This is a genomic window from Modicisalibacter sp. MOD 31.J (assembly GCF_020147985.1).
GTDB lineage: Bacteria > Pseudomonadota > Gammaproteobacteria > Pseudomonadales > Halomonadaceae > Modicisalibacter > Modicisalibacter coralii.
In genome coordinates, this window is the sequence record NZ_JAGXFF010000002.1 from 791003 (window position 1) to 804045 (window position 13043).

Genomic DNA, 13043 nt, shown 5'->3' on the forward strand with positions numbered 1-13043 from the left:
CGGCTCGCGTTCACGGCAGGCGCCGCAGATCCAGGGTCATCGGCAATTCCAGACTCGGCATCTCGCACGGGGCGCTCATGGCCCCCTGAGTATGGCCTTCGGCCCAGAAACGCGCCAGACGCCGCGCCTCGGCCTCGTTGGCGTTGACCGGGAAGGTCTCGTAGTTGCGCCCGGCGGGATGCGCGACATGGTAGGTGCAGCCGCCCACCGACCGCGCGTTCCAGGTATCGACGACATCGAAGACCAGCGGGGCCTGCACCGGAATCCGCGGGTGCAGCGCCGAGGGCGGCTGCCAGGCCCGAAAGCGCACCCCGGCGACCGCCTCGCCGACCCGGCCGGTGGGCGTCAGCGGCACCCGGCGCCCGTTGCAGGTGACCGCGTAGCGATCGCCGCTCATGCCCTCGACACGCACCTGCAAGCGCTCCACCGAGGAATCGACATAGCGCGCGGTGCCGCCGCCGGCGCTCTCCTCGCCGAGCACGTGCCAGGGCTCGATCGCCTGGCGCAGCTCGAGCCGGACATCGCGATAGACCACCCGGCCATGCACCGGAAAGCGGAACTCCAGGAACGGCGCGAACCATTCCTGGCGGAAGGCGAAACCGTGGCGGCGCAGATCCTCGAGCACGTCGCCGAGATCGTTCCACAGGCAGTGCGGGAGCAACCAGCGGTCGTGCAGCGCCGTGCCCCAGCGCACCAGCTTGCCGCGATACGGCCGCTCCCAGCAGCGCGCCACCAGGGCGCGGATCAGCAGCATCTGCATCAGGCTCATGCGGGCATGGGGCGGCATCTCGAAGGCGCGCAGTTCGACCAGTCCCAGGCGGCCGGTCTCGCTGTCCGGGGAATAGAGCTTGTCGATGCAGAACTCGGCGCGGTGGGTATTGCCGGTGATGTCGGTGAGCAGGTGACGCAGCAGGCGATCGACCAGCCATGGCTGGGGCACCTCGCCCTCGGGCATCTGGGGCAGCGCGATCTCCAGCTCGTAGAGCGCCTCGTGGCGGGCCTCGTCGACCCGCGGCGCCTGGCTGGTGGGGCCCAGAAACAGGCCCGAGAACAGATACGACAGGCTGGGATGATGCTGCCAGTAGGTGAGCAGGCTGCCCAGCAGGTCGGGACGCCGCAGAAACGGCGAATCGGCGGGCGTCGCGCCGCCCAGGGTGACATGGTTGCCGCCGCCAGTGCCGGTGTGGCGGCCGTCGAGCATGAACTTCTCGGTGCCCAGGCGGGCCTGGCGGGCCTCCTCGTAGAGGATCTCGGTATTGGCGACCAGTGACGGCCAGTCTCCGGCCGGCATGATGTTGACTTCGATCACCCCCGGATCGGGGGTGATCAGGAACTTGGCCAGGCGCGGATCGGCCGGCGGCGGATAGCCCTCGACGATCACCGGCATGGCCAGTTCGGCGGCGGTGTCCTCGATGCTCGCCACCAGATCGAGGTAGTGCTCGAGTCGCGTCAGCGGCGGCAGGAAGACGTGCACCCGGCCATCGCGCGGCTCGACGCACAGGCTGGTGTGGATCACCGCGTCGTCGCCATCCTCGCTGGGCCACGCCTGGTCCTGCCACGCCTCGCCGCCCGGCTGGCGGTGCAGGCCGTGACCGGCATCGCCGGTGTGGTGGGTGTGCAACTCACTGTAGCGACGCATCACCTCGCCGTGGACGTCGCCGAGCGCCTGGCGGAACTCGAACAGCGACTGGGGATGCGGCGAATCCGGACGCTCGACCCACGGCAGCGCGGTCAGCGGCAGACGCAGGCCCATCGGCGAGTCGCCGGGGACCAGATAGAGATGATCGCGCTTGAGCGGCCAGCTACCGCTCTCCCAGGCGTGGTCGCGTGTCCCGGAATGGCGCAGCGGCAGCGCGAAGCCGGTGGCCTCGCCCAGCCCCCGCTCGAGCAACTGGCCCAGGCGGCGGCGTTCCTCGTCGTCGTCGAGATCGTAGTCCCGCAGGTCGAGATTGACCGGCAACATGCGCTCGCGCCACAGGTAGTAATAGGCATCCTCGTAACCGGGAATCAACTGACGGACATCGAGCCCCAGGCGCCGCGTCAGGGCCTCGGCGAAGCGCCGGGCATCGTCGATGGTGCAACGCGCCGCCTGGCGATCGTCGGCGAGCAGCGCCTCGTCGCGCCACAACGGCACGCCGTCGCGTCGCCAGTAGCAGGCCAGCGCCCAGCGCGGCAACGACTCCCCGGGATACCACTTGCCCTGATGGGTGTGCAGCAGCCCGCCCGCGGCGAAGCGCCGGCGCAGGCGCTTGAGCAGGTCGCCGGCGAGACGGCGTTTGGTGGGCCCCAGCGCCGCGGTGTTCCATTCGTCGCCGTCCATGTCGTCGATCGACACGAAGGTCGGCTCGCCGCCCAGGGTCAGCCGCACGTCGCCGGCCGCCAGACGTTCGTCGACGACCTCGCCGAGCGCCATGATCTCGGCCCATTGCGTTTCGCTGTAGGGCTTGGTGACCCGCGGGTCCTCGTGGATACGCTCGACGTGCATGGCGAAATCGAAGTCGACCTCGCACTCGTCGGAGAAGCCGCTGATCGGCGCCGCGCTGGACGGCTCCGGCGTCGCCGCCAACGGGATGTGCCCCTCCCCGGCCAGCAATCCCGAGGTCGGGTCCAGGCCCACCCAGCCGGCGCCGGGAATGAATACCTCGGTCCAGGCATGCAGATCGGTGAAGTCGACCTCGGTGCCCGAGGGGCCGTCGAGGGCCTTGACGTCGGCGGCCAGCTGGATCAGGTAGCCGGACACGAAGCGCGCCGCCAGCCCCAGGTGGCGCAGGATCTGCACCAGCAGCCAGGCGCTGTCGCGGCACGAGCCGCTGCCCTTGGCGAGGGTTTCCTCGCAGCTCTGCACCCCCGGCTCCATGCGCACCAGATAGGCGATGTCATGCTGCAGGCGCTGGTTGAGCTCGACCAGGAAATCGACCACGCCCCGCGCCTCCGGCGATACCGCGCTCAGCCAGTCGCGCAGCCGCGAGCCCGCCTCGCGCACCTCGAGATAGGGCGTCAGTTCCTTGGCCAGCCCGTCGGGATAGGCGAAGGGAAACGTCTCGGCGTAGGGCTCGACGAAGAAATCGAAGGGATTGATCACGGTCATCGGCGCGACGAGCTCGATATCGACCGTCAGTTGCGTGAGCTTTTCGGGGAACACCGCGCGGGCGATGAAGTTGCCGAACGGATCCTGCTGCCAGTTGAGAAAATGCGGGTCGCCGTCGATGGTCAGCGAATAGGCCTCGATCGGCGTCCGGCAATGCGGCGCGGGTCTCAGGCGGATCAGGTGTGGCGAGAGGTTGACCGGGCGGTCGAAATGATAGCGGGTGTGGTGCTGCAAGGCGACGCGAATCGTCATATCGGCCCCCGTTGGCGCGACGAATACCGGTGCTACCGGCGGATGCCCTTCACTATCGACCGGGGGCGCGCCCAGCACAACCTGCAACATCCTGTCTCAACGCTCGGCGAGAGGCGATCGACGACGAACTGGTATAGCTTTAGGAAAGCCCACCGGTGCGCACGGAACGGGCAACGGACCGATATCGCGACCCACGCCGGTCGCCAGGCGAGGTAACGCCCATGAGTCTCATCGATTGGCAGAACTACCGCAGCAACGATTTCTACGACGAGCTCCTGGCGGCCCCCGGCCAACCGCGCCCCGCGGCCCGGGAGCTCTGCGACATCCTCGCCGGCTTCACGCCCCAGGACCTGACGGAGCGCAAGGCTGCCGCCGAGATCGCCATCCAGACCATGGGCATCACCTTCACCGTGTACTCCGAAGGCAGCATGATCGATCGCGCCTGGCCGTTCGACATCGTTCCGCGGATCATTCCCGCCGACGAATGGCGGCGCACCGAGGCCGGGCTCAAGCAGCGCGTCGAGGCGCTCAACCTGTTCATCGACGACCTCTACCACGATCAGCGCATCGTCAGGGACAAGCTGCTGCCCGCCGAGGTGCTGGCCCAGTCGGTCAACTTTCGCCCGCAATGCCGCGGCATCGATCCGCCCCACCACGTCTGGGCGCACATCTGCGGCTCGGACCTGGTGCGCGACGCCGACGGCACTCTCTACGTCCTCGAGGACAATCTGCGCGTGCCCTCGGGCGTGTCCTACATGCTCGAGAACCGCAACGTCACCAAGCGCGTGCTGCCCGAAGTCTTCGCCACCGGCCGCATCCTGCCGGTCGACGACTACTGCGCGCAGCTCTATGACATGCTCGCCAGTCTCTCGCCACGGCCCTACGACGAGCCACAGGTAGTGGTGCTCACCCCGGGCATCTACAACTCCGCCTATTACGAGCACGCCTACCTGGCGCAGCAGATGGGCGTCGAGCTGGTCCAGGGCTCCGACCTGGTGGTGGATGACGACGACATCGTCTACATGCGCACCATCGAGGGGCTGACGCGGGTCGACGTGATCTATCGCCGCATCGACGACCTGTTCCTCGACCCGGAGGTCTTCAATCCCGCATCCACGCTGGGCGTCGCGGGGCTGATGCGCGCCTGGCGCGCCGGCAAGGTGGCACTGGCCAACGCCCCCGGCGCCGGCGTCGCCGACGACAAGGTGGTCTACGCCTTCGTGCCCCGGATCATCCGCTACTACCTCGACCAGGAAGCCATCCTGCCCAACGTGCCCAGCTACCTGTGCATGTTCGAGGAGGACCGCCGCTACGTGCTCGATCACCTCGACGAACTGGTGGTCAAGCCGGCCAACGAGTCCGGCGGCTACGGCATGCTCATCGGCCCCCGCGCCACGCCGACCCAGCGCGCCGAGTTCGCCGAGCGGATCAAGGCCGACCCGCGCAACTACATGGCCCAGCCGACACTGAACCTGTCGACCGCGCCGACGCTGTGCGACGGCAACGCCGAGCCACGCCACGTCGACCTGCGCCCCTTCATCCTGTCCGGTACCGACATTCAGGTCACCACCGGCGGGCTGACGCGGGTGGCGCTGGTCAAGGACTCGCTGGTCGTGAACTCCTCGCAGGGCGGGGGAAGCAAGGACACCTGGATCGTCGAGACCGAGGGGGAGTGAACGCCATGCTGTCGCGAGTCGCCGAGAACCTCTACTGGATGGCACGCTACCTCGAGCGCGCCGAGGACACCGCCCGCCTGGTCAGCGTCAACACCCACCTGCTGCTCGACCTGCCCCATCAGACCGCCCTGGGCTGGTCGACACTGATCGACATCACCGGCAGCGACGCGACCTTCGCCGAGCTGTACGACCGGCGCAACGAGAAGAACGTCGTGCACTTTCTCTGCCTGGAGCGCGAGAACCCGGGGTCGATCCTCTCCTCGCTGGCCGGCGCCCGGGAGAACCTGCGCACCACCCGCGACGTGGTCTCCCGCGAGATCTGGGAGCAGATCAACGAGATGTATCTCGAGGTCCGCGACCAGGCCGAGAACGCCCTCGCCCCGCGGCGGCGCGACGCCTTCCTCAAGCGCCTGGTCCGCGGCTGCCAGACACTCACCGGACTGATCGAGGGCACCCTGAGCCATTCGGCGGCACGCACCTTCATCGAGATCGGTCGCCATCTCGAACGCGCCGACATGACCACCCGCATCGTCGACGTGCGCTCGGGCAACCTGCTGCCCAAGGGCCCTGAAGAGCTGCGCCCCTTCGAACACCTGCAGTGGATGAGCGTGCTCAAGTCGCTGACCGCCTATCAGATGTACCGCCAGCAGATCCGCCTGCGGGTACGCGGACCGGACGTGCTGCGCTTTCTGCTCCAGGACCAGCACTTCCCCCGGGCCGTGGCGAGAACTCTCGAGGCGCTGGCCTGGGACCTGCAGTCACTGCCCCGCCACGACCGTGCCCTGGCGGCGGCGGCGCTGGTGCGCGCCGACATCCTCGAGGCCGACATGCAGGCACTGGCACGCTCCCCCGACGAATTGCACGCCTTCATCGACGAGCTGCAGATCGGCTTCAATACCCTCCACGACGCCATCGCCAACACCTATTTCGCGCGCCTGGAAGACACCCCGCGGGGGCTGGTTCCCGGCGAGGAGGACGACGAGGAGGCCGATTAGGCGCCGCACACAACGGCGCCTTCATTGACCTCGGCCCCGCCAAGGCGTCGGGCCCTGGCACCTAGCCGGATGCCTGATGGATCAACTGGTGCACATAGGCCAGCTTGTCGCGGATCGCCGGGGTGACCACCTCGGGCACCAGGTCGGTCAGGCCCATCTCGCGGTTGAGTTCGTTGACGCCCAGGCCGACCTGATGGAACGCCGCCAGCATGCGCGTCAGGCTGGCGTCGTGATCCGCCGCGCTCACCCCCAGATGGTGGGCGGTATCGAGCACCGCGACGATGTCCAGGTAGAAGGCGAAGGTCTCGGCGAAGTCCTCCCACGGGTGCATGGTGGCGTAGGCGGAAACGTAACGCTGCGCCCAGTCGTCGGGGGGCCCGCTCTCGTAGTAGCGCTCCAGCGCCTCGCCGTAGGGCGGCGAGTCGTGGTCGCCGAAGACCTCGCGCGAGGCGGCTTCGTCGCGCCCCTTGACCAGCAGGTCCCAGTAGTAGTGGCCGATCTCGTGGCGGAAATGGCCGATCAGCGTGCGATGGGATTCGTGCATGTCGACGCGCAGCCGCTCGCGCTCGACATCGTCGGCTTCCTTGACGTTGATGGTGATGTGCCCCTCGGCATGGCCGGTGTAGACCTTGTCGGTGCCGGCGGTGCTGCGCCACAGACCGGCGTCCGGCAAGGCATCGGCCATGAACGAGAAGCTCAACGGTGGCTCGAAGCCCTCCTCGGCGGTGCCGTGGGGCAGCCCCAGCAGGTCGAGGGTATAGAACAGCCGCCGCTTGGCCGCCTCGAGCGCCGCCCAGCGCTCGCGATGCCCCTCGATCGACAGGTCGGGCACCACATCGTTGTAGCGACAGCAGTCACACAGGGCGTCCGCCTCGCCGTTGCCGTCGAGCGGTATCATGCGGTTGCAGACGTCATGCTCGAGATAGTTGAAGCACTTGAGCAGCGCCGCACCGCACTCGGCGTTGGTACAGCGAAAGCCCCCCTCGGCGAGCGGTTCGAGCGCGCTGATACCTTGGCACACCGGACACCAGCCCACCTCGCGCTGACAGTTGAGACAACGGGTGTTGTCGAAGAACAGCCGGCTACCGCAGGTGCAGGAATAGGTTCTCATGCCATGTTCTCCCGAACGTGAGCGCTCCATCGCCCTCTCTGGATAGCCGTTCGCGAGGCGGCTGGCAACCGATTCGCAGCGTCGCGCGTCAGTCGTCGCGCAGGCTCCGCATATGCCCATCGCGCTCCATGGCCACGTGCCAGCCCAGCGCCTGCTCCAGGCAGTGCGGTGTCTGGCCGCCGCGCCGCAGGGCAGTCTCGAAGTAGCGTCTCAGCGCCGGACGGTAGGCCGGATCGGCGCAGTGCTCGATGATCAGCGGCGCGCGTTCGCGAGGGGCCAGTCCGCGCAGATCCGCCAGGCCGTGCTCGGTCACCAGAATGTCGACGTCGTGCTCGGTATGATCGACATGGCTGACGAAGGGCACCAGGCTCGACACGTCGCCGTCCTTGGCCAGCGACTTGGTGATGAACACCGAGAGCTGGGCGTTGCGGGCGAAATCCCCGGAACCGCCGATGCCGTTCATCATCCGCGTGCCGCAGACGTGGGTGGAATTGACGTTGCCGTAGATATCCGCCTCCAGCGCCGTGTTGATGGCGATCACCCCCAGCCGACGCACGATGCCGGGGTGGTTGGACAGCTCCTGCGGACGCAGGATCAGGCGGTCGCGATACTTGGCGAGATTGCCCCATACCGAGTCGCCACGCGCCTCGGACAGGGTGATCGAGCACCCCGAGGCGTAATCGAGCTTGCCGGCGTCGAACAGCTCGAAGGTCGAATCCTGGAGCACCTCGGAATACATGGTCAGGTGCTCGAAGGGGCCATGGGCCAGGCCGGTGACCACCGCGTTGGCCATGCTGCCGATGCCTGCCTGCAGCGGCAGCAGGGAGCGGGTCAGCCGGCCGGCCTCCACCTCGGCGGTGAAGAACGCCGTCAGGTGATCGGCGATGCGCTGGGTATCGGCGTCCGGCGGCAGCACGGTGGACGGGCTGTCGCGGCCGTCGGTCACCACGATGGCGGCGATCTTCGCCGGATCGATGGGAATGTAGGGCGTGCCGATCCGCGAATCCGGCGCCACCACCGGAATCGGCGTGCGATTGGGGCGCATCTGGGGGATGTAGATGTCGTGCAGCCCCTCGAGTTCGGCCGGCGCCGACAGGTTGAGCTCGATGATCACGCGCTTGGCGAGAATTGCGTAACTGGCCGAGTTGCCCACCGAGGTAGTCGGCACGATACCGCCCTCCTCGGTGATCGCCGCCGCCTCGACCACAGCCACGTCCAGGTCATGGAGCTGATGATTGCGCAGCAGCTCGACGGTCTCCGAGAGGTGCTGATCGATGAACATCACCTCGCCGGCATTGATCGCGCGACGCAGCGTGGCATCGACCTGGAAGGGCATGCGGCGGGTGAGCACGTGGGCCTCGGTCAGCAGCTTGTCGAGATCGTTGCCCAGCGAGGCGCCGGTCATCAGGGTGATCGACAGTGGATCGCGCTGCGCGCGATCGGCCAGCGCCCTGGGCACGGCCTTGGCCTCGCCGGCGCGGGTGAAGCCGCTCATGCCCACCGTCATGCCGTTCTCGATCAGGGCGGCGGCCTGCTCGGCGCTACGCTCGAGTGACTCCCATCCGGGCAGGCGACAACGGGCCCCGATACTGGTGACGGTCATGACAGGCTCTCCGGCAATGCAGACAATGATGAGGGCGGGGTCGACGAATCGTGTCGACAATCGCAGTCCAAGAGGATTGCACGCTAACGAGGGGCTCGCCAACACCTTCGTCGTAAGACCTTGGTATAGGAGACACGCCCTCGCTGAGTCCGTCGCCGCCAGCCGAGTCGGCCATCATTGGCGCCTCCCGTCGCCCCTGATACCGTTCCCCGAACCTTTCAGGCCGATCACTCAGGAGAGCCGCGCATGGTCGATACCACGCTGACGTCATGCCGGGGCGGCGACATCACCCCCCATCTCGAGGCGCTCGCGCGCCTGCGCATCCGTGTCTTTCGCGACTTCCCCTATCTCTACGATGGCGATCTCGCCTACGAGGCCGATTACCTGTCGCGCTACGCCGAGTGCCCGGAAAGCCTGTTCGTGCTGGCCTTCGACGGCGACACCCTGGTGGGCGCCGCCACCGGCATGCCGCTCGCCGCCGAATGCCAGGCCTTTCGCCGGCCCTTCGAACGCGCCGGCATCGAGCCCCGCTCGGTCTTCTACTACGGCGAGTCGGTGCTGCTGCCGGCGTACCGGGGACAAGGCATCGGCAAGGCCTTCATGGCCGAACGCGAGGCGCACGCCCGGCACCGGGGCTTTTCCCGGGTCGCCTTCTGCGCCGTCGAGCGCGCGCCGGATCATCCGCACCGACCCGCCGACCATCGGCCGTTGCACGGCTTCTGGAACACGCGGGGCTATCGCCGCCAGCCGGCGCTGACCACGACCTTCGCCTGGAAGGACGTCGGCGACGACCGGGAGACCGAGAAAACCATGGTATTCTGGCTGCGCGAACTCGAGGACCAGGAGCCGGCATGACCCGCACGATCGACGTCGCCACCGCCCAGTACCCGATCGACGCCCTGCGCGATTTCGACGAGTTCCGCGCCAAGGCCGAACGCTGGGTGCAGAATGCCGTCAATCACGGCGCCGACCTGCTGGTACTGCCCGAGTACGGCGGCATGGAACTCGCCTCGCTGCTGCCCCCGGACGTGCGGGACGATCTGCACGCGCAGCTCGACGCCCTGCAGGCACTGCGCGACGCGGCGATCGCCACCTGGCGCGCGCTGGTCGAGCGCCATGGTGTGACGCTGCTGGCCCCGTCGATGCCCTGGCGGGTCGCGCCGGGCCGCTACGTCAATCGCGCCTGGTTGCTCGCCCCGGGTCACGCCGACTTCCAGGACAAGCAGATCATGACCCGCTTCGAGCGCGGCCCCTGGGGTATCTCGCCGGGCGACCCCGACACCGATGGCGCTCTCAAGGTCTTCGATACGCCGGTGGGTCGCCTCGGCGTGCTGATCTGCTACGACAGCGAATTCCCGCTCCTTGCCCGGAGCCTCGTCGAGGCCGGCGCGGAGCTCTTGCTGGTGCCCAGTTGTACCGACACCGAGGCCGGCTATCACCGGGTTCGCTGGTGCGCCCAGGCACGCGCCATCGAGCAGCAGGTCGCGGTGATCCATTCGCCCACCAACGGCGAGGCCCTGTGGTCGCCGGCGGTGGACGTCAACGTCGGTCGCGCCGCCGTCTACACTCCCTGCGACCAGGGTTTCCCGCCGGACGGCGTGCTCACCCGCGCCCACGACGACACCCCCGGCTGGCAGTTCGCCCGGCTGGACCTCGACGCCATCGCCGCCCTGCGCGAGTCCGGGCAGGTCGACAACCACAACGACTGGCGGCATCAGCGCCAGCGGCTGCAACCCGCCAGGGTATCGCTGCGCCAGGCCCTGGCCGGGACTGCCCGACAGGAGTGACAAGGCCCCTGCCGGGGCTTTTGCCGCGCGCAGGGCAACCCCGTACAATGCCACGAATCGCCGATTCAGGCCCCTCAACGAGTCACTGAAGGAAACGCCGGACCCATGCGCGCCAGTCAACTCTTGATCGCCACCCTCAAGGAAGTCCCCGCCGACGCCGAAGTCGTCAGCCATCAGTTGATGCTGCGCGCCGGGATGATCCGCCGTCTCACGTCGGGGCTATACACCTGGTTGCCGGTCGGACTGCGCACCCTGCGCAAGGTCGAACGCATCGTGCGCGAGGAGATGGACCGTGCCGGCGCCCAGGAAATACTCATGCCGGCCGTGCAGCCGGCCGAGCTGTGGCAGGAGTCCGGCCGCTGGGAGCAATACGGGCCCGAACTGCTGCGCCTCAAGGATCGTCACGATCGCGATTACTGCGTCGGCCCCACCCATGAAGAGGTGATCACCGATCTGGTGCGTCGCGAGCTGTCGAGCTACAAGCAGCTGCCGAGCAACTTCTATCAGATCCAGACCAAGTTCCGCGACGAGATCCGCCCGCGCTTCGGGGTGATGCGCTCGCGGGAATTCATCATGAAGGATGCCTATTCCTTCCACGCCGACGAGGCGTCGCTGAAGGCGGGCTATCAGGTGATGTACGACGCCTATGTGCGCATCTTCACGCGCCTGGGCCTGGACTTCCGCCCGGTGATCGCCGACAACGGCTCGATCGGAGGCACCGGTTCCCACGAGTTCCACGTGCTGGCCGATTCCGGCGAGGACGACATCATCTTCTCCAGCGAGTCCGACTACGCCGCCAACATGGAGAAGGCCGAGGCCCTGCCCGCGCCGCTCGGCGAGACGCCGGAGCGCCCGGCGCCGCAGGAGGAACTGCGTCTGGTCGACACGCCTCATGCGCGGACCATTGCCGCCCTGGTCGAACAGCACGGGCTGCCGATCGAGAAGACCATCAAGACGCTGATGGTGCATGCCGCCGACGGCGGATTGATCGCCCTGCTGGTTCGCGGCGACCACGAACTCAACGAGGTCAAGGCCGAGAACCTGCCCGAGGTCGCCACCCCGCTGACCATGGCCAACGAGGACGAGATTCGCGCCGTGGTCGGTGCCGGCCCCGGCTCGCTGGGGCCGGTGAACCTGGACATGCCGGTCGTCGTCGACCGCAGCGTGGCACTGATGAGCGATTTCGGCGCCGGTGCCAACATCGACGGCAAGCACTACTTCGGCATCAACTGGGAGCGTGACGTCGCCCTGCCCAGGGTCGCCGACCTGCGCAACGTGGTCGAGGGCGACCCGTCGCCGGACGGCAAGGGCACGCTTTCGATCAAGCGCGGCATCGAGGTCGGCCACGTCTTCCAGCTCGGCACCAAGTACTCCGACGCCATGAACGCCACCGTGCTCGACGAAAACGGCAAGCCGGCCACGCTGTGGATGGGCTGCTACGGCATCGGCATCACCCGGATCGTCGCCGCGGCGATCGAGCAGAACCACGACGCCGCCGGGATCATCTGGCCCGATGCCATCGCCCCGTTCCAGGTGATGCTGGTGCCGATGAACGCCCACAAGTCGCAGCGCGTGCGCGACACCGCCGAACGGCTCTACGAGACGCTGTGCGACCAGGGGTTCGACGTGCTGCTCGACGACCGCGATACCCGGCCCGGGGTCAAGTTCAACGATCAGGAACTGATCGGCATCCCCCATCGCATCGTCATCGGCGATCGCGGCCTCGACAACGGCGAGCTGGAGTACAAGGGGCGACGCGACACCGACAACACCATGATTCCCGCCGACAGCGTCGCCGACTTCCTGCGTGAGCGGCTCGCGGGCTGACCGTGCCCGGCGGCGGCATCGGGCGTCACGGGGGGTGGCAGCCGGACTCGCGTTGTGCCCCGCCCTTGCCCTGGCCGCCGCCAATGTTCCGGCGCAGGTCCCCGGGACATTGCTCGATACCCTGGAAAGCGTGACCCATGCCCACGGCACCCGGGCCGATGCCGCGACCTCGGCCTGGATCGCCACCATGCAGGCGCGCCTGGCGCCGCGACTGGGCGATCCCCGGGCACGCCGTCGTCTGCTGGCGCGCATCCATGCCGAAGCCCGGCTGGCCGGCCTGAGCCCGGAAATCGTGCTGGCGGTGATTCAGGTCGAGAGCGGCTTTCGCCGCGACGCCGAATCCAGCGCCGGCGCCCAGGGCCTGATGCAGGTGATGCCGTTCTGGAAACGTGTCATCGGCCGGCGCGACGACGATCTCTTCGACCCCGTCACGAACCTGCGCTACGGCTGCACGATCCTCGGTTACTACCTGCGGCTCGAAAGCGGCGATCTGACCCGGGCCCTGGCCCGCTACAACGGCAGCCTGGGCGAGACCGGCTACCCGGAACGGGTGTTGCGCGCCTGGCAGTCACGCTGGTGGCTGGCCGCGACGCTCGAATGAGCGACTTGACGAAACCGGGATAATGGCGCAGAAATCGACAAGGATCCCAGCAATTCTCCGTTGCCAACGCCATTGCCCCCCGTTCGATGTTCGCTCCCCGCCC

General features: G+C 67.9%; 9 protein-coding genes. 6 read left to right on the plus strand and 3 right to left on the minus strand.

Translation table 11 applies throughout. The features are described from left to right. Positions 1–10: 10 nt before the first annotated feature. Positions 11–3340, minus strand: coding sequence for a transglutaminase family protein (locus tag KGR00_RS09410; RefSeq protein WP_224417013.1), 3330 nt, complete (start codon positions 3338–3340; stop codon positions 11–13). A gap of 221 nt (positions 3341–3561) precedes the next feature. On the opposite strand from KGR00_RS09410, the gene KGR00_RS09415 reads away from it, so the two are divergent. Both KGR00_RS09415 and KGR00_RS09420 read left to right on the plus strand, forming a co-directional pair. Continuing rightward, a complete protein-coding gene (locus tag KGR00_RS09415; protein WP_224417012.1) occupies positions 3562–5016 on the plus strand; it encodes a circularly permuted type 2 ATP-grasp protein in 1455 nt (484 codons plus the stop codon). A gap of 5 nt (positions 5017–5021) precedes the next feature. Continuing rightward, entirely contained in the window at positions 5022–6011 is a 990-nt protein-coding gene (locus tag KGR00_RS09420) for an alpha-E domain-containing protein (protein ID WP_224417011.1), read from the plus strand. Positions 6012–6072: 61 nt separating this feature from the next. Here the strand turns inward: KGR00_RS09420 and KGR00_RS09425 are convergent, their stop codons facing one another. Continuing rightward, positions 6073–7122: a putative zinc-binding metallopeptidase gene (locus tag KGR00_RS09425; RefSeq protein ID WP_224417010.1), complete on the minus strand. Its 1050-nt coding sequence runs from the start codon at positions 7120–7122 to the stop codon at positions 6073–6075. An 88-nt stretch (positions 7123–7210) separates the two neighbouring features. After that, a complete protein-coding gene (locus tag KGR00_RS09430) occupies positions 7211–8725 on the minus strand; it encodes an acetyl-CoA hydrolase/transferase family protein (RefSeq protein ID WP_224417009.1) in 1515 nt (504 codons plus the stop codon). Positions 8726–8971: 246 nt separating this feature from the next. On the opposite strand from KGR00_RS09430, the gene KGR00_RS09435 reads away from it, so the two are divergent. From KGR00_RS09435 to KGR00_RS09450, 4 genes are all read left to right on the plus strand, one after another. Then, positions 8972–9580, plus strand: a complete 609-nt coding sequence (locus tag KGR00_RS09435) for a GNAT family N-acetyltransferase (RefSeq protein ID WP_224417008.1) — start codon at positions 8972–8974, stop codon at positions 9578–9580. Further along, positions 9577–10512 (plus strand): carbon-nitrogen hydrolase family protein, encoded by a 936-nt coding sequence (locus KGR00_RS09440; RefSeq protein ID WP_224417007.1) that lies wholly within the window; start codon positions 9577–9579, stop codon positions 10510–10512. Before KGR00_RS09435 ends, KGR00_RS09440 begins: the two co-directional genes overlap by 4 nt. Before the next feature lie 105 nt (positions 10513–10617). Continuing rightward, positions 10618–12339, plus strand: a complete 1722-nt coding sequence (locus tag KGR00_RS09445; RefSeq protein WP_224417006.1) for a proline--tRNA ligase — start codon at positions 10618–10620, stop codon at positions 12337–12339. A gap of 34 nt (positions 12340–12373) precedes the next feature. Next, a complete protein-coding gene (locus KGR00_RS09450; RefSeq protein ID WP_224417005.1) occupies positions 12374–12940 on the plus strand; it encodes a transglycosylase SLT domain-containing protein in 567 nt (188 codons plus the stop codon). The last annotated feature ends 103 nt before the right edge of the window (positions 12941–13043 follow it).